The organism is Candidatus Hartigia pinicola (assembly GCA_020541205.1).
In the GTDB taxonomy this organism is placed as follows: domain Bacteria; phylum Pseudomonadota; class Gammaproteobacteria; order Enterobacterales; family Enterobacteriaceae; genus Hartigia; species Hartigia pinicola.
Genome location: CP048208.1, coordinates 529,587 through 551,089, shown reverse-complemented (window position 1 = coordinate 551,089; position 21,503 = coordinate 529,587). Strand labels below are relative to the sequence as shown.

Genomic DNA, 21,503 nt, shown 5'->3' with positions numbered 1-21,503 from the left:
TATTCCTCAATTAGGTATTATCTCAATAAACAAAATGTTATTCTATCCAAGATATTATATACGCTCTTCAGAATTGCATTTCTAGAAAGAACTTTCTTTTCAATTATCAGGTACTAATAGTACTTATATGACTTAGGCATAGAGTTTAAAATACGCATGATATTTAATTAATTCTTCACGTGTTAACATAAACACTCCATCACCACCATGCTTAAAGTCTAACCAGATAAACGGAATCTCTGGATATTGCTTAACAAGCCTTATCATACTTTCACCAACTTCACAAATTAATATACCATTTTCTGTTAAAAAATGAGAAGCATGCGCAATAATACGAAACACTAACTCAAGACCATTCTTTCCTGCTGCCAACGCTAACTTAGGTTCACTATGAAATTCTTTCGGTAAATTATTTAAATCTTCTTTGTCAACATAAGGTGGATTTGTAACAATTAAAGAATATTTCATACTTGACATGTCTTGAAAAAGATCAGAGTGAATAATTTTAATTCGATCTTCAAATCCATGATTGAAAATATTTTTTTCAGTAACTTCTAACGAATCTCTTGAAATATCTACAGCACTTACTGCAGTATTACGGAACTCATAAGCACAAGAAATTGCAATACAACCACTTCCTGTGCACAAGTCCAAAATAGTTTTTGGCTCATTTCTCATTACACCGACAAAGTGATTATTAATTAATTCACCAATCGGTGAACGAGGAATGAAAACACGTTCATCAATATAAAATTCATGACCACAAAACCAAGAGCGATTAGTTAAGTAAGCAACTGGAATACGTTCATTAATACGACGTAATACACGTTCAACAATACGATACCGCTCCATTGCAGTGATGCGTGATGTCAATAATTTATCTGCTAAATCTAAAGGTATATATAGCGTTGATAATACAAGATATAATGCTTCATCCCATACATTATCAGTACCGTGACCATAATAAATATTTGCAGCATTAAACCTATTTATCGTCCAATTTAAAACGTCCTGAAGGGTATGAAGTTTAGTCAGTGATTCATTCACAATCATTTTTTTCAAAAATAAGATGTCTCCAAGTTAAATATAGCTAAAATTTTAAGTTTTCTACAAAATAAAAAAAATAAATTAACAGTTAACATGAGAAACACCTCGAAATGATTTAAATTAAATTTAAAGGAAAATTAATTTCTTTCAATAAACACTGAGTAAAATAAAATAGCTATAATAATGTAATTTTTAAAAAATATTAACATTAATAAAATTTAAAACATATTAGTGTATAAAATATCACTATATTATTGATAATGCAATAATGAAGAAATAAAGATTACACCTTAATTTTATCTACAGTCACTTAACTAAATTAATTTTTAATATATCTTACAGTTATTCTTGATAATTATTTTATTTATAAAACATCTCAATCCATTATGTGCAATAACTAAACTAGTTAAATATGTAACACAATACATATCTCTTGAAAATAACTTCATCAACTAAAATAAAGAGCATCAACATGATTTCTAGAATAAAAAAACTATGCTAAAACACTTAACTAAGAGTGTTCAATTACTGTCTATCTCTAATATCATTTTTAAATCATCACTAGTATGATACAGTATAATAGTCATAGAAACATCACTATAAATATTTTTTTGGGATGAAGTATTTCATCCCATCTAAATAAACAAAATCATTATTATTTTATTATAGTGATCTAGGCATATCCGTTACTCTTAAATAAGTCAATACCTTTAAAACTAACTTTGTATATATTATTGCATAAATTATATTTATGCAATTTAACGATTGTCGTTAATATTTTTTATAATCACTAGCATATTTAAAATATGTGTCACTAATCTCTGCACAATTAAGAACTTATGTGTGTCCATTACGTTGAAAAATACTTTGATTCCATCAATAAATAAAAGTTAATATCAAATGTAAAACATAAAGTAACAAGATAAAATTAAGTATAGTATAACTAATAGATTATGGCATATTCATTTTTAAAGTTTTTTCACTTTTTGTAATACCAATAAATTTCAAACTTCTAAAATAAACACGATTAATGAATATGATGCGATAATTCTTCTAATTAAATACATAATTAAAAATGATCATAATAAAATCAAAAAATAGTGAATTACTGATTAAGCATTAAAAAAATCAACTTGAATAAGTTTTGAGTTAATTTATCAAAAAATATACAGACAATGAAGTATAAGCGCTAAAAAGAAAATATCATGTAAAAACATGACTGTGCAAGAGTGCACTCTAATCCTTAGAAATCAAAAAAATAGCTTTCTAGCAAAAGGTAATTTTATTAATCTTTTATTATGACAATATCAAACATGACTTCAAAATCAATATCGAAGAAAATAAGGTTACCATCAATTTACATTATTAATATTGCAAAATATGTACTAAGTGTTATTTGTTTATTGCATATTGTAATATATTATGAATAAAAAATGTTATAATTTAAACGAAAATTAAAAACGAGTTAAATTCAATTAAGTAATTACAAAAAATATTTTAAGAAAGTAAGATTATGCTAAAATACCTATCATATTCAAACTGCATATACTATTTCATTAAATAAATGTAGTATAAAAACTATTAGGTAAAATATGAATATTAACCCTGATATTGTTTTTTAAATAAATCAGATTTTTTGACAATCATACTTCAACTGTTTGTTGTGTATAATATTTTTAACAAAAACATATACAAAAAATAATATAATCAAAAGATTTGCACCAATTTATAATTAGTATAATCATACTAAATTAATTCATTGATACAATAGATCACAAAATAAAAATTGACTATTTTTAAAAAATATGACTACTAAAAATGTATAGCAAAAAATATTACGTTTCACTATTTAGCATAATAAAACGTCTGAAAAACAAAATAATTATCATTATACTCATTTAATTTTTATAATCAAATATATGAAAATATTAGAATAATATAAACTAATTCTAATAATTAATTTTCATAGTGAAATAACATAAGAATAAATTCAATGTTTTAACATAACATAAAGACGATGAATTCTAAATTTATATAACACAATTAGACATTTAAATCTTTCTCACTGTGTTCTCAGATTCAGAGACGTATTTTCCATAAACTTAATTGTATATTTAGTGATTCACTATTACTACAGTCCGAATAAAGTATGGAAATCATAACATTTTATAAGTTAGAAAATTATACTAATGTATCACATATACGCTTCAGGGTATACCCATGTAAACAATATCTCTTCATAGATATTGTACGTGAGAAATATTTTTATTCAACTTCAATTTAAGTAAAAACTTTTTATCTGTACGATTTTTCGTCGTAATTATAATTCATGTGACTTAAAATAAAGTGTTTAGCATAATATATTTAATAACGAAAATCATCATATTTTTACAAACTGTATCTCTCTTCTTTACTTTTATACAAAAGTACTATTAGTAATTTTTGAAAAACTGTTTGTCCAAAGCTTATCCAAAACATCTTTTAACGACGTTGCTAGTCAGCTTAACTTCATGTATCGCAGTTTCTTTTTTCCCACAGTCTAAATAAAATTAACATACACAGTGTTTACTAACAACTCCCTCTTAGCATCATGTCTCAATAGAAAAATCTTTTTAAAACACACAACTCAACACAAAAACTCACACATATTTATTTTTATAAGAGTAAAATACTTTCTTCTGAGGAAATAGAATTTAATATATTTCAATATTTCTCGATGAATTGCAGTGTTGCATGTTAATCTTGTTTTAAGAAAGAACATGAAAATTTGTCTAAATATGTTTAATAAGAAGTCAAAAACGTCACAGAGTGATCCTGATTATAATTTAAAAGATGCAGCTGAAGTAAAATTTTTAGCAATATTTTAGTAATTAATATAATTACTACCATCACTGATTATAATAAATAATACTAACAACAACGTCTTCAATCTTAGAGTAAAACTAGAATAAATCAAGTATCATAAATAATGATGCTAAGTTTTAGACAAGAACTTCACACGTCTTTTATTCTTGTGAAGACATTTATTAAGAGTTCATCTTAAATCTATACAATAACAATATATTTTCTCTATCATTATGAATATCATTATCTATACTTCCTATATCTTTTATTGACACATCATTAATACGCAATCTAAAATTTACATAGGGTTTTAATAACAGAAATGCAGCTTCTCATAACTTTTAATATTTTCTTAAGTAAAAGGTAATTTACTAATTGCCAGTCAAACAAAAAAGTTAACCTTGACTACCGATTTTATATCATAGAATAAACAAATATCTCTAAACACTTTAATGATTATCTTTACAACATATTATAAATTAAAAACTTAAAATGTTCTTCTTCTATATCAACCACACTAACATTAAAATTTTTTTCTATTTTTCTTGTACAGAAGTATTCTGTTCCAAAAATATGGACTAGTACATGCTAAACTTGCTTATTTTCTTGGCGAGTTATTAGTGCTTTCATGTTCTATTCTAGTTGTCGATAGACATTATACTATGATTTTGTAAAAATAAATCACGATGTATCACTCTTAAATTATTAAATATTAACATTTAACAGTGATCACATAAATCTTGAAACTCTGAATTGATTAAAAATTTTTGTGAAATAAAAAAACAATAAATACTAGATAAATCAACTCAACATTAATATTTAAATACTGATTCAAATTCTTTTATATATCAATATCAGTAATATTAATCTATACAATGAAATATACATTTAACCATTACATCTTAAAAAATATTATAAGAACAAAATAATTATATTGTAATTTTTTAATGGAGACACGAAGTATATAATATAAATGCTTTAAAAATATTTTACTTGCTTATATTATATCTAATTGCTAATATATTTTTACTTATATAATTAACTTTTTATATAGAGTACAAACTATAACAGCGCCAATCTTATCAAAAAATATTATTTCATTTATTAATGAACGTGCATAGAGACACCATTAAGTAATAAAATTGATGTCTCGTGTAATGTCAACAACACCTGACGATCCATTGCTTATATTATAACCTTTTAAAATAATATCTGTCTTATTAACGATTTTTTTATTAATAATCATGACACTGTTTGTTTAATCTTTTTAATATTAATAATACAGATTTTACAATCTATAAATTTTCATGCTAGTTTTAAAAATCTTAAGTGTATTTTAATTATTTATTTTAAAATAGTTTTAATTTTAAATGATAATATATACTGGTAGTATTTCTGTAAAATATTAATAAAAACAACCTTTAATCACAAAACGTTTTTTGAAAATGCATAACAGTATACAAAAATTCTATATACACTCATCTTAAAACAGATTCTCTATTTGAATTTTGAAGAATAAACATAAAATTTATCAGAATCTTTTTAAATTAACATCCATATTGTAGAATTTTAATTTTCATAGAAAATATAAAGATCGTTATCTTTGAAAAGTATTTTCAATAAACTCTTAAAATAAATTATATAAGAATAGTTTCTAGAAAATTCAAAACACTTAACTCATGAATAAATCAATATAGATTTCAATTATTTATCCTAAATAACAGTAATGAAGAATCACTTTCACGCTATTGTATAATAAACCTTAATAAACAAATAAACAGAAAGTTACATGTTTCTAGAAAACAGCATCGTTCAACTTATCAATACAACAATGCATTAATCAATCACTCACTCTAATACAGCTTGTATACAAAGTACAACAGACATGTATACAACACTTATCATAAGCATGATGAAAGCATAGAATAATATTTTATCAGCCTCTTTTAAAGTTACAATTTCATTATTTTTTAATTCATATGAAATCACATAAATTTATTTAAATTTATGTTAAATTCTTTTATCGTAATCACTTCATCTGTTTTTTAATGAAAATATTGCATATTTCATTCAATGAAAATTTTTTACAATACATGTATGGCATCATGATCTATTATATCTTTATAAGATATAATAAAAACTTATTCTATGTTTAAAGAAAAATTAGATTTTACTTGAGATAAAAATATCAAAAATAACACTAAGAATCTATCGCACATTTAATTAAAACTTGGTATGATACTCAACTTAATTGAAAGTATATAGTATGAATATAAGACACTGATTTATGTCAAATCTATATTTCATGAAATCAATAATCTATCTAAAATAGTTTTTCTTAAACTCTATTTGTATTTTTTATACTGTAATAAGTAGTTTTTAATAATTAAATACTAAACTAATAAACCATTTCATTAAACATAAAGTTTTGTTTGATTTTTTTTAAAATTGTTTATTGTAATTATGATAAAATCATCAAATTTGTATGCCATTTTATACAATCTATTAAAACACTAAATGTTGGTCATGTAATAATTTTTATTTTAGTAATTGTGTGCTTTAACACTGTTCAAAAATAAAAGTATTTTAAAATACAAGATTACTTTACTTAGTAAGTATTTTTAGGCATTATCTTAAAAGTAAAAATTATAGTTATTAGACATAGAGGATTAGATGACAAAAGAAGATAATATTGAAATGCAGGGTATAGTATTAGATACTTTACCAAACACAACGTTCCGTGTTGAATTAGAAAATAATCATGTAGTAACTGCTCATATTTCAGGGAAGATGCGCAAAAACTATATTCGGATTCTCACTGGCGACAAAGTAACTGTAGAGTTAACACCATATGATCTGAGTAAAGGTCGTATTATTTTTCGTAGCCGCTGATTTTGATTTTTAACAGACTTAATACTACCATGAATACACCTTGACTAACGAACACACTCATAGTTTACTTGCAAACAAGACTATATCCTTTGAAGATTTCTTATGTATATTATTACACATATATCAACGTATTACTTTATTATCAATCTTAATAATGTCAAATTATTTTAATCAAAAGATTCAAAAAAGTAACTTTTAATAGTGATTTCAGTGTTCTTTAATAATGCCTTCCAGAAATCCTTAGACTCGCATTACTTTATAGACAGTATGTGACATAAACAACAATGCAATACTGCGATAACTTTAATTAGTATTTAACTGTAATTATCACTTTAGAATAGTTGGATCCACTTTTAGATAATAATTTTAACTTATAATGAATTACATTACATTGCATTATCTAGATCATTACAGAACTTACGTTCATTTTTTAATAAATACATCTAAACATCGCTATATTATCCTACCCCCCCGGCATAAAGCATTCTGATAATAATCATATAACAAAAATTTTCTTTAAACTGATGATTATTCAATGAATAAGCTAAAACTCTATCACTAAAACATTAACATTAAAGTATTTAATATATGAAAGATATACCTTTTACATTTAACTGAGAAACACAACTAAATGAAGATGTATGATAACTATATCCATAAATAAATTTATTTTAATCAAAACTGGTATCTCTAAAACGAGAAGAAATTATAAAGCTTACTAGTATTATATTTTATATACTCTGACACATTAAAATAAAAGACCATGTTACATTAGTCACTCAAACTAGGTAACTTATTATCTTAATTTTAGAAACGATTGTAAAGCCTATAAATCAGAAAAAACCGACAAGTTTATCTTATTTTCCACTCTACTTCATAGTATTTTAATGATTTTATTGAAATATAATATTGTATTATATTTTTCAAAAATAATATGTTGTATAGATCTGCTATTGTCATCTTTTTCTTACTCAAAAACGATTGTTTAAAAAATTAGTAGAACGTGCACTATACAAACTGTATCTCAGATACATCAAAAATTTTATCTTTTACTTTATATTACGAAGCGTATTTAAGATCTTTGCTTTATCCATCTATATTCTATATTGCACTTTGTCATTTCTTTATACGCGTTATTATATTTCAATACATATGCAATACTTTTTAATGATATAGTTTTATTAAAATAAAATCTTCATCAAGAATATATTATTGTTATAATGATAAAATAAAAATGAACAGTTCTTTCGAATATATTAGCCTCTAAAAAAGCAACCTACTGGACGCTGTGTTCCTGTTAATTACAATTATTAAAAAATTATTTATATGTTATTCGGAAATAATTTTTTACTATATACGTTCTATGCAAAATATTCTAATTTGATTCAAAAATATCCTTATCTTAGATTGATGCATGTACAATATAGTGAATAATATTGAAAAACTATTCAACACTATTCTATGCAATACAAAAATAATAAATGCTATATTAAAAATTAAGGAGGTCTCGGATATTTTTCACAGAATTGACATTTTTAATATATATTATCTAAAAAAAAGAAAAATATAGATTTAAAACACTTCACAATTAAGCATTGATTAAAGATATAAAATCTATTACTTTTTCTATCAATATAATTTAACTCAATCTCTGTTATATACTACCCGAAAATTTTTCACTTTCATGATGAATATTTTCTAAAATATTGTTTAAAAAGATAAATAATTTTGTATAAACTCAAAATTATCAAAGCACTTTATACTAACAACAGTTTTATCAACATTGTAGTATTTTTATAATCTATATCTCTATTATTAATAGCTTTTTGCTTTTTATTATTGAAAAATATTATTGGTTTTTCGAACATCACTAAAAATCTTATAACTATATTTTAACAGTTTCACACTAATAACATTGTTATATAGTAATCGTACTGAAAATTACACAACATATATCTTATATTGAAAAAGTTTTAAGGATATATAGCGATATAGATAATCAATCATAAACATTAAATTTACTCAGTGAATTTATTTTTACTATTAAAAATATTAAATTTTTAAATATTTCTTGATTAGTGTCAGCAATGTAAACTCTTATTTTATCCTATTTATACAATTTATAAAAATTATGACACTTAAAAATTTGACTTTTTTCTTAGAGTAAAAATATGTTTATATATTAACTTCTGATTTTAATAGTTCTAAAGGTTTTATTTTTAAAAAATTATATTAATCATTTTACTTTTAAAAATTTAAAATTAAAACTACACTACAAGTCTTGATTAAATATAAATAATTACCTAAAAAAATTAATATAGATCCGTACTCCAAATCATTCGATTAAAATGACATGGGAAGTCAAATATGCTAAAAATATAATAACTAACATAATTTAAAAGGTAAAATTTTCCTGTTTAACCAACCAATTAGATATATCATGAATATAATTGATATTGAACGGTTTTACAGAACAAAAGTATTCTTATTTGAGAACATAGTGATGAATTTTAAATTAAATATATGCTATATATGACTTTTTATTAAAAAATTTTATGATGCTTTGATAAGAATATTATATAACTTCCTTATTATACTTAAAGACAACTTTATAATATTAAAGAAGAAACTTGAAAAATTTTTTTTAGTTCTTCATTAAAATAATTTTTTTAAAATGTACTAAAAATTTTTCGTTATGTATCTTCTTGCACGTTACTAACGTTAATGAATCAAACATAACTATCAATAATTTATATTAAAATTAATATCAAAAACATACTACGTGTATTGTTAATTATTATATTAATTATTGCTTAACCATAATTACAATATCATTCAACATGAAATTTCCTTATATGATTTCACAATCATTTACCTCAAACTTTATAAATCTCACTTCTTTATAAATTTTTATATCAAGATTATGACATCAGAGTATAATTCACTGCAGTATTTATGTTATAACATAAACAAGTTATTATATTTATTTTACATATATATTATGCTTTTTATATAATATCACACCTCCAAAATCCAACACAATCAAATAAATAAAAATACAAATAAAGAGTTAAATAATGCTAAAAGCATTTAATGTCATCCGACTAAACAATAAAGGTGACGATGTATTGTTATATTATTCTTATACAAAATGAATAAATAAAAAATGTAGAAAACTGTTTCGTTAAATCATGTTAGTAAAAGAGGCTAAAGTAAGTATATTTATCTAATGATATAATTTATTACTCTGAAATCTTATAATTAATACTTTATAATCTTTAGAAATTATCTGTACTACTTTTTATGAATCTCAGCTTTGAAAAACATTGAACTACATACTCAAATGTTAATCCAATGATTTAAAAATAAACTTTTTAATATCAAATACATATCATTATTGTAAAGTCATAATAATATATATAGACATCCATGATTATTATTTTTTAATATCATAACACCTTGATTAAATGAAAATTAAAATAGCTTAAGCATCGGTCAAAACTACCAGTGAAGACAATAATTATAATTATTATAGCAAGACATTAAGCTAAGTATTTATTGTCACTTTGAAATATTGTAAATCTTATTTAGTGTTATTTCTTAGTAAAAGCATAATAATGTATACTAAATTAAAATACCTCATACAAATCTTTAGAGATTTTTTTGCACTTCTTTTACATTCGTTATATTTGTTCAGCTAATAAAATATACAATTGATCTCTCTAATACTTTAAAGGTATAATATAAGTTTAAGTTATACAGTTTATTATAATTTCTCTTTCAATTACTATGTAATTATGTGGAATATACACATTTGCAAAGATTTCACTCATATAATACTATCCCTAAGATAATCTTTTTAAATGTAAGTGATTTTTTATTTAATCTAAACATTCTCTAAGCGTTTTCTATCAGTAATGATACTTATCTACAATTATAATTGTAGGAAAGAAATATTTAATGTCTACAGAAATCTATTATTTAATACCGTAAACTTTTTCTATTAATATAACAATCTTTTAACAATCTGTATCTGTATTCTTTAGCAGCAAGCACTATAAAAATAGTATGGGTATTCCACCATTGTTGATAAGGGTTTCATTAACCAGATTTTGAATAAATTTTTAATAACTTGATCTCTATTTTCTAAAATTTTACATAGAAAGACACAATAACTTTTCTAAAAAAATTAATAATAAACATCTATTACTAGTAGCGATTTCAAGAATATATAAGAAATAAATAGTATTATTTATAGATACTGCTTATTAGCAATTTCTGTCTTCCTTACATTAAGAAAGAAGATTTCAATTTATTAAAATATTTTTGACTGATGACAATACTGTAGGTTTTTATTATTCAATAAGTCTTTGTAAGAAGAATGATATTCACAATATCTTTAAAACAGTTCTTAAATGCAACTTAATTTATAAAGTATCCATTCATTTCTTAGGAAATGATAATCAATAAAAAATAAAAATAAACTTAATTTTGTCTTATTTTAATCATCACTTTAAAGATTAAATGTTATTTCCGAATGTACTAATATATAAAATACATTAATAACTTTTTAATGATTCTCTCCATGTTAATTATAGTAGATCCGCTCAACGCAGACTAATTTATCTTCTAAATTAACTTGACAATAAAGAAAGACTTGTTTGAGATATTAATTAATGAAAGCTCGGCTATCGCTCACTAAACTAGTCAAAGTTTAAAAAAACTTAAATGCAATAAAATACAACACTATACCATCAATTATTTACTTCATTAGTTGTTATTAAAACTTAATATTAAATAAAAAATAATCGGATAAACCTTAAGAAAGTCTAGCGATAATAGTATTAATATTAATCCGCACTTACAACTTGTACTTTTATTTTTCTTACCATCTTATCACGATAATATTAATTTAAAAAACAAGCAATAATAACTTTTTCCAATACTTTTGAAAAAAGTAAAAATCAATACTATTAGTAACTCATGAAAAACTATTGTTTTAAAAATATGTGTGCACTTAAAAAACATAGATGTTAAGATTAAAATGTTTACAAGTTTCTCTTTGAGAAACTTAAAAAATGAAATCTAACTTCATCTATGATTGCACTTCATAATAACGATTTAGTCATGTAGTACATTAGTGTAATATAAAAATTTTAAAAATGCAACATTATTTAATGATAATTAATCATATATAATTTATATTACCAAATATTTCTGTTATCGTTTTTAGTATAAAATTTTTCACAAAAACATGGATAGAGTCCAACCTAAAAATCATCTTTACAAATTTATATTTCCTAGAAAAGTTTTCGGTAGTCTCACTAAAAACATAAAAACACTATCTTTGTAGTGAAAAGACATGTACAGCATACTGATATTAAACTAATCTTCTATACATTAACTAATATAACTATATAATAAATATAGATTATTCTGAAGACACTAAAGACTGTTACTATTGAATAATATCTAAAAAATAAAACTCGGGTATATAAATCCTGAATAACAAAATACAATCATTAAAGATAAGTTTTATATATGAATTGATATAAACCATCAATTTTAAAATTAGTCTTAATCTTATTTATCATTACACATCATGCAACTCAAATTATTAAATTTACTTTTTAAAATAACAATTCTGATTATTTACTTACTGATGAGTGTATCAATTACGATGCATTAACGTCTATCATAAAATATAATTTTTCACACATCTATATTACTAATTTATTACAATCTAATGAAACTAATAATAAAAATGAAAAGATAAAAACGTTTTTAATTATATAATACTAAACGGGAAGGCCAGAATTTAAATATTAAACAGAAAAACACAATAGTTGTTTGCAATAAAATATCTTGACTATTACTAAACAAGTTAATACATCATTCATTACTTACACTGAATCCTTGATATTAGAAAGATCATGTGAGGCACAAGAATTAACTATTTCTACGCTAATAATAATTATAGCTAGTGACTCATATTAGTAATAGTAGAACTAAATTTTGACAACAACATAGAGACATGACATATTACATTACACTATAAATCGAAAAAACCAATATTTTCAATTAACTATTGACTATTGTGATCATTAATTTCATACTTTCATGATGAACTACAGTTCAAATAATGCAAATCTTACTATAATTTTATTTCTTTACTCAAGAAATCATTATAACCAAAATTACATTATACTATTAACAACTTCCTGTTCTAAATATAATACTTAATCTGGATTAATAGGGCATTAATAAATTATTCATTGCTTAAAATTACAATACTGCTTAAACAAAAATATTATCATTGTTCACAATACATACTAAACTTAGCTAATGATTTTTTGATTCAATAGAATAAAATACTTAGGATATTCAATAAATTATTAAGATTTTTCTCGTTAAATTTTAAGATTTATTTCATTTGTTTAGATGAAAGCCGCATGAAATTTAATAAAAGTATTGCATCAAAATCAGTATACTAAGAAAATTAATGAAATTAATAGCTATAACACAAGAGATGCATCTATTATTTTCCATATTTTTATACATATTGAAATCTTTTAACTAAAGATAGTAAACCTGTGTTATTTAAAATAATTAAATCATTAATATAGATAATAAGAGTTAGCCTTTCTCATTGTATAAGACTTATGCTTTTATATTCAAGAATTATACCTCTAGGCTTTTAAATTATATTGACAAACATCATTGTACCTCACACAGTTAAAATATTTTCAGCAAAACTACTCAATAGTTGATTAATAAATTCTATCCGAGTAAATCGTTCGCTTAAGTTAAGAATAAATTTTAATTTATCTGGACCATTTAGACGAAAAATTTGTGGTTGATTTTGCAGTAAACTTATCAAAAAATTTCGTGAAACTTTATTTTTTTCTCCAAATTCAATAAATCCACCTTGCTCATGAGCCTCAATACGCCGAATCCCTAATTGTTCAGCCTGAAGTCTTATTGAAGCAGAAGCAAGTAAAAATTTTCCAGCATCTGGTAACATACCAAAACGATCGATTAATTCTATACGTAATTCATTAAGCTCATCTTCTTGGCGGGCACTAGCAATTAGTTTATAAAATGATAAGCGAACATTAACATCGTGAATATAATCATCAGGCAGTAACACAGGTACACGTAATTCTACCTCTATATGCTGATTGATAAGATCCTCTAAAGAAGGTTCACGACCTTTCTTTAATGCATCAACAGCTCTCTCTAATAGTTCCATATAAAGAGTAAAACCAATAGTAATAATTTGCCCACTCTGATCTTCACCGAGTAATTCTCCCGCACCACGAATTTCAAGGTCATGAGTAGCAATGGCAAATCCAGCACCAAGATCTTCTATTGAAGAAATCGCTTCTAAACGTTTATGAGCATGACTAGTCATAGATTTTAAATTCGGAATTAACAAATAAGCATAAGCTTGATAATGAGAGCGGCCCACTCGTCCACGTAATTGATATAATTGTGCTAGACCAAAAAGATCAGCACGTTCAATGATAATAGTATTAGCAGTTGGAATATCTACACCTGATTCAATAATAGTCGTACAAACTAAAACATTAAAACGTTGGTGATGAAAATCATTCATAACTCGTTCTAATTGAATCTTACGCATTTGGCCGTGCGCAATCATAATATGCGCTTCAGGTACTAGATCTGTAAGTCGTTTTTTAGCTTTCTCGATATTTTCAACATCATTATATAAATAATAGACTTGACCTCCACGCATAATTTCACGCAGAATAGCTTCACGAATAATTAATTCATCATATTTCCGCACAAAAATCTTTACTGCTAATCGATGAGCTGGTGGAGTAGCGATAATAGAGAGATCACGCATACTACTCATGGCCATATTAAGTGTACGTGGAATAGGTGTTGCTGTAAGTGTAAGAACATCAATATTGGCACGCATAGCCTTAATACGTTCTTTATGACGCACACCGAAACGGTGTTCTTCGTCTACAACTAGCAACCCCAAATCATACCAAATCAAATTACTTTGCAATAATTTATGTGTACCAATTAAAATGTTAATTTTACCTTGAGCTGTGTTTGCAAGAATTGATTGTTGTTCTTTTAAAGTATTAAATCGAGAAAGCATTTTGATATTAATAGGCCAATTAGCAAAACGATACCGGAAATTATCAAAATGTTGTTTAGCAAGGAGGGTGGTTGGAACAAGAATGGCAACTTGCTTATTATTGTTGACGGCTAAAAAAGAGGCTCTCATCGCCACTTCAGTTTTACCAAATCCTACATCACCACACACTAATCGATCCATTACAATTGGTTGACACATGTCGCTCAGTACTGCATTGATAGCGACCTTTTGATCTATGGTAGTTTCAAATGGAAAACTTTGGCAAAATTCTTGATATTGATCTTTGTTATATTTAAATGAAAATCCTGGTTTTGCAGTACGCTTCGAATAAATATCAAGGAGTTCAGCAGCTACATCACGAACCTTTTCTACAGTTTTTTTCCGTGCAAGCTCCCAACTATCACTACCAAGACGATGAAGTGGTGCGTTTTCATCCGATACTCCTGAGTAGCGGCTAATAAGATGCAATGATGAAACAGGAACATAAAGTTTATCACTACCGGTATAAGTGAGAATCAAATATTCAGTCTCAATTCCACCTATATCAAGAGTCATTAATCCTTGATAACGACCCACCCCATGTGCAATATGCACTACAGGCTGACCGGGGCGCAATTCAGCTAAATTACGGATCAATGTATCGCTATGAATAATACTACGATCATTATTACTGCGAAAATGAGTTATTCGCCTCCCTAATAAGTCGCTTTCACAAATTAAAGCTCGATTTTGATCTGCTTGAATAAATCCATATTCCGTAGCCCCTGTCATAACAGCGAAACGATTTTTAAGTGGACTTGAATAGCAGTTAATAATATCAGGATAAATCTGACATCGCTTTAATAATTCGCTAAGAGTTTGACGTCGTTCTTCGTTTTCAACAGAAAATATTACAGTACCTTTAAATTTTTCTATAAATTCACATAATTTTTTTAGGGGCTGTTTACTTTTTCCTTGTACAGTAATATCTGGCAATGGAAAATAATCTAAATTAGTATTTGTAACTCTATTAGGTAATTTTTCAATCGAAAGTTTAATATGGGGCCATTGATTAAGTAATGAGTTAAGTTGCTCGACAGTCAACCACAAATCAGCTGGTGGTAGAAGTGGGCGCATTGGATCAACTCTTTTATTTTCATAACGTTTTTCTATATCTATTTGAAAACGTTCAGCAAATTCTTGATAATTTTGAGAAATAAACAAGGTATTAGCGGGTAGGTAATCAAATAAGGATGACATAGATTTCCTAAAAAATAAAGGCTGCCAATACTCAATTCCTGTTGATAACATTTTTTTACTGACTTGCTGATATATGTGATTAGAGCCACGCTTAACTTCAAAACGTTCTCGCCATTTACTACGAAAAACTTCAATAGAATCTTTATCAGTTGGAAACTCATGGGCAGGTAGTAAGTTAATATTACTAACCTCTTCAAGTGTTCTTTGTGTATCAATATTAAAAGTACGCAAGCTATCAATTTCATTGTCAAAAAAATCAATACGATAAGGTAATAAACTTCCCATTGGGAATAGATCTATTAATGCACCGCGAATTGCATATTCACCATGTTCAATTACTTGCTCGACATTGCGATAACCTGCTTGATCTAGCGTATTACGTAATACATCTCTTGAGACATGATCGCCTTTTGCCATAATTAAAGCATGATTATTTAAAAAGTCTGCAGGGCAGACTTTCTGCATTAAAGTATTCACTGGAAGGATTAAAGCGCCCTTTTTCATCATAGGTAAATGGTATAGGGTCGATAATCTTTGTGAAACAATTTTTTGGTGCGGAGATAAACTATCGTAAGGTAAAGTTTCCCAATCAGAAAGAACGTCAATGTTCCATTGAGTAAATTGTTGAATTTCATTTTGTAAACGTAACGTATTGTGCATATCACTCGTGATAATAACAATAGGGCCTGGATGACGTTTTATTATCTCTCCACATTCAACTGCACTAGCAGACCCAATCAAACACCCAAGATGAATGACGGTACTGCTATGCGTTGGGAGTTCATAACGAAATTTTAAAGACATAAAATATTTAGTTTCTCATTACATAATGGTTAAATAGCGCAAGATAACTCTGAACATACCCGTAATAATTTAAACTGCATTTTTTATTACAATGTTGTTCAAACGAGCTACATGCTGTGTACTCTGGTACATTTTTATTGGTATCATTTTACTGGTTGAGTTACTAGCTTTCTACTTAATGTTTTCTAAATTCTTTAAGTACAGTCTCAAAGAATTATCACCAGATCCAGTCAATAACACAATTTAAAACTAGAGATACTTAGTTCCATTAAGTATTCGTAACCTTTATTATCCTTGAACACTTTTCTTTAGCAACATAGGAATCATAAATTTTATGCATTATTGTATCTCAATCTTTATAGGTCTACGATACATGTTCGGACCAACAACCGATAAATTTAAGAGTTTTACATCTAACTTATCCACAATTGGAATTACATTAGGAGTGTTAGCACTTATCATAGTAACTTCTGTGATGAACGGTTTCGAACGCTCACTCCAAGATAGCATACTTGCTTATATTCCGCAGGTTATTTTGACATCACCTGATGGACATATTGACCCAAAAAAATATCCATCTTCAAGCCTAATGAATCTAAAAGATGTACATCAGATTACATCAATTGTACAATCTGATGTAGTTTTACAAAGTCATTCAAACGTTGGTATCGGAATCATGATTGGTGTTGATACAAATGAACAATCACAACTATTAAGCCATCTGATTGATAAAGAGAAAAATGACTTAGTTATAGGTCAATATTATGTTTTATTAGGAAAAAAATTAGCAGAGAATCTTAATTTAAAATGTGGTGATGAAGTTCGCATTATCATTCCAGGAGTAAGCGAATTAACGCCGATGGGTAGTATTCCAAGTCAGCGCTTATTTACAGTGTCTGGTATATTCAAAACTAATAGTGAGGCAGATTCTACTGAATTAATTGTCGAAAAAGATGATGCCGCACGAATTCTGCGCTATCCTCAAGGCCATATTACTGGCTGGCATTTATTTCTTGATGAACCATTAAAAGTAGAAAAACTAAGTCAACAAAAAATACCTCATGGATTAGTATGGACCGATTGGCGTGAACGAAAAGGCGAATTTTTTCAATCAGTGAAAATGGAAAAAAATATGATGATACTGCTTTTAAGTTTAATTATTACTGTAGCAGCTTTTAATATCATTACATCTCTTTCATTATTAGTTATGGAAAAAAAATCAGAAATCGCTATTTTAAAAACATTAGGTTTAAAAAAAGTGCAAATTTTAATTATATTTATGTTTCAAGGTGCGGGATCAGGCATTATTGGTAGTGTAACAGGAACATTGCTTGGAGTATTATTATCAAGTCAATTAAATTATCTGATATCTTTACTGAGTATGTTACCAAAAGGAGTAGAATTACCAATCGTGCTTGATCTTCATAACATTTTAATTATTTCAGTTTTCGCTATACTTACTTCATTACTTGCAACGCTTTACCCTGCTTGGTATGCAACAACAGTGCAACCTACCGAGGTTTTACGATATGAATAAACGAAAACTTCTAATCTGCAAACATTTAAGTAAAACATATCAGCAAAAAACATTATCAACAGAAGTATTAAAAAATATCTCATTCTCGATGAACGAAGCTGAAATGATAGCTATTATCGGCAGTTCAGGATCTGGTAAAAGTACTTTATTGCATTTGCTTGGAGGGCTTGATACACCAACTAAAGGTGAGGTCATTTTTCGTGGCCAACATATCCACAAACTCTCTTCAGATGAACGAGCAGTAATCCGAAATAAAAATTTAGGTTTTATCTATCAATTTCACCACCTACTCTCTGACTTTACTGCATTAGAAAACGTTGCTATGCCATTACTTATTGGTGGGGTAAATAAAACAAACGCTTTGACTCGCGCTGCTAAAATTTTAGACATAGTTAGACTTACTCATCGTTTAAATCATAAACCTTCTGAGCTGTCAGGTGGTGAACAACAACGAGTTGCGATAGCAAGAGCATTAGTCAATCAACCTACTTTAGTACTTGCTGATGAACCATCTGGTAATCTTGATTTACAAAATACTGATAGACTGTTTGAACTATTAAGTGAGTTAAATCATCAACAAAATACGGCATTTTTAGTAGTTACACATAATATCAAACTAGCTCATCGCTTCTCCTTTCAATTTGAGATGTGCGATGGATATCTTCGACAAAACCCTACACTGGAGACGTTGTAATGTTTTGTTTGCCACTAACTTTATTAACTGCACTACGTTTTAGCCGTGGTCGCCTTCATACCAACATAGTTTCTTTAGTCTCCGCCTTCTCTATAATAGGTATTGCACTAGGTGTAGCAGTGCTAATTATTGGTTTAAGTGCTATGAACGGATTTGAACGTGAGCTTAAGAGTCGTATATTATCTGTAGTGCCTCATGGGCATATTGATGCTATTAAAAGTCCTTATCAAAATTGGCACTATGCCGAAACGGTTATTCGTAACACCCCTGGCGTTAAAGCGGTCACTCCTTATATCGCTTTTACAGGATTATTAGAACATGGAGTGGATTTAAAAGCAATTCGAGTAATTGGAATTTTCCCTGAACGAGCGTCTCATGTGAGCACCTTGCCAAAGTTTATACTCAATAATGCTTGGCAATATTTTAAAGCAGGTCATAAATCTATTATCCTTGGGAAAGGTATTGCTAATTCCTTACATGTGAAAGTAAAGGATTGGATAACTATTACAATCCCTAATGCTAATGTAAGTTTAAACATTCAACAACCAAAACGAATTCGTCTACAGGTTTCTGGTATTTTTTGTTTAAGCGGTTTACTGGATTATCAATTGGCATTAATTCCATTAGAAGATGCTCAAGAGTATTTATGTTACGGAAAAGGCATCACCGGTTTTGAAATTAAAGCTGAGAATCCATTTAATGCTGATAAAGTTGTCTATGATGCTGGTATGAAAACAATGCATCATGTAATGATAACAAGCTGGATGAAGGATTATGGTTACATGTACAATGATATTCAAATTATTCGCAGTATTATATATTTAGCACTAATTTTAGTAATTAGTGTCGCATGTTTTAACATTGTTTCAACATTAGTGATGGCTATTAAAGATAAAAGGAGTGATATTGCTATTTTACGAACAATAGGAGCTAAAGATAAACAGATTAGAGCTATTTTTTTATGGTATGGTTTACTAAATAGTTCTGTTGGATCAATGCTTGGTGCAGTACTTGGTATAGTGATATCTCTAAATTTAACAAATACTATTAAAGGATTAGAATACCTAATTGGTCATACAATATTATCAGGTGATATTTATTTTATTGATTTTTTGCCTGCACAATTAAAAGTATTAAATGTGGTATTTGTACTGCTAATTACTGCATTCTTAAGTTGGATCGCAAGCTGGTATCCAGCACACCGAGCAAAAAAACTAGACCCAGCGCGTATATTAAATTATAAATAATCTTTGATTTTTAATGAGTTAACAATTTATTACTGATTGATATCGTAATTGTTTATATGACCAATGAAAGAAAGAATATCTTTTTATATCTACTATCTGAATATCTTATTACTAAACCATCTAGATGTACTAAATATATTCATCATTCTATCAATGTTTATCACGCTAATATATTAATCACAATAACACATTCAGACAAAATGAAGATTAATTAAAAAATTAATCACAATATACCTGTAATTTAGAAACTTAATAGTTAGTATTACTTGTAATGAAATATATTTTAACCCTAGGCGTTGTAATTTTATGAGATAGATGACAACTAAGATATTAATAAAATTTTACACAAAATATAGTAGCCTTTAGTAATCAATATTATGATACTTCAAGTTATTGTTAATTTTTAATTTTAATATATTTTTAATCTTATGTTATATATCTTATTTTTACAAATAATAACTTTACTTATAAGTTAAATGTAACTAAGTATTTCAGTATAAGAGTCTTTAAGTTTTTTACTTTAACCTAAGTTTATTATTACTCAAAAGATAAAAATACAGTATACTATTATTGAAATTTCATCATTAATTTAAATATACTAAAAATGTTACATTTCTGTTAATTTTGCAATAGATTTTGTTATAAAAATCAAAAAAATAATAAATATGAAAAAACGAAAATATTCCTATAAATAAGTTGTAAAATTACTTCTCAGTTACAGTTAGAGTAATCGCATTATAGCTCTTGTGATATTAAAACGCATTATTTCTAATATATCATTAGATTAATTGACTTATAAATAAGACCTAATTCTATCACTAATAAAATTATCTAAAACTTAAATAAAATATTTTGACATAAAATTATACAAAAGTATCTATATCATATATATAGATAATAAATTATTATAAACATACTATAATTGTTCAAACACATATTTGAGTAGAAAATATTTTTATAACAATAAACACCAGAATAGTTATAAATTTATTCAATTACTAAATCATTAGCCTGTATACTGTTATAAAATTTTTTTAAAAATATAGAAAACTTATTCAAATAATT

Annotated in this window: 6 protein-coding genes; 4 read left to right on the top strand and 2 right to left on the bottom strand. The window is 26.3% G+C overall.

The window, feature by feature from the left end; all coding sequences use genetic code 11:
* Nucleotides 1-132: 132 nt before the first annotated feature.
* The gene (gene prmB / locus GFV14_RS01165; protein WP_457914516.1) at nt 133-1,062 is read right to left on the bottom strand and encodes a 50S ribosomal protein L3 N(5)-glutamine methyltransferase; all 930 of its coding nucleotides are present in this window, start codon (nt 1,060-1,062) and stop codon (nt 133-135) included.
* A 5,502-nt stretch (nt 1,063-6,564) separates the two neighbouring features.
* Between prmB and infA the strand changes: the two genes are divergently transcribed.
* Nucleotides 6,565-6,783, top strand: coding sequence for a translation initiation factor IF-1 (infA, locus tag GFV14_RS01160; protein ID WP_457914515.1), 219 nt, complete (start codon nt 6,565-6,567; stop codon nt 6,781-6,783).
* Nucleotides 6,784-13,510: 6,727 nt separating this feature from the next.
* On the opposite strand, the gene mfd is transcribed toward infA, so the two are convergent.
* A complete protein-coding gene (gene mfd, locus GFV14_RS01155) occupies nt 13,511-16,960 on the bottom strand; it encodes a transcription-repair coupling factor (protein WP_457914514.1) in 3,450 nt (1,149 codons plus the stop codon).
* Nucleotides 16,961-17,294: 334 nt separating this feature from the next.
* Between mfd and lolC the strand changes: the two genes are divergently transcribed.
* Genes lolC through lolE form a run of 3 tightly spaced genes read left to right on the top strand, consistent with a single transcriptional unit; the run spans nt 17,295 to nt 20,438 of the window.
* Nucleotides 17,295-18,497: a lipoprotein-releasing ABC transporter permease subunit LolC gene (gene lolC, locus GFV14_RS01150; protein ID WP_457914513.1), complete on the top strand. Its 1,203-nt coding sequence runs from the start codon at nt 17,295-17,297 to the stop codon at nt 18,495-18,497.
* Entirely contained in the window at nt 18,490-19,191 is a 702-nt protein-coding gene (lolD, locus tag GFV14_RS01145) for a lipoprotein-releasing ABC transporter ATP-binding protein LolD (RefSeq protein ID WP_457914512.1), read from the top strand. Before lolC ends, lolD begins: the two co-directional genes overlap by 8 nt.
* Complete coding sequence (gene lolE, locus GFV14_RS01140; RefSeq protein WP_457914664.1) at nt 19,191-20,438, top strand: lipoprotein-releasing ABC transporter permease subunit LolE; 1,248 nt, start codon at nt 19,191-19,193, stop codon at nt 20,436-20,438. Before lolD ends, lolE begins: the two co-directional genes overlap by 1 nt.
* Nucleotides 20,439-21,503: the final 1,065 nt, after the last annotated feature.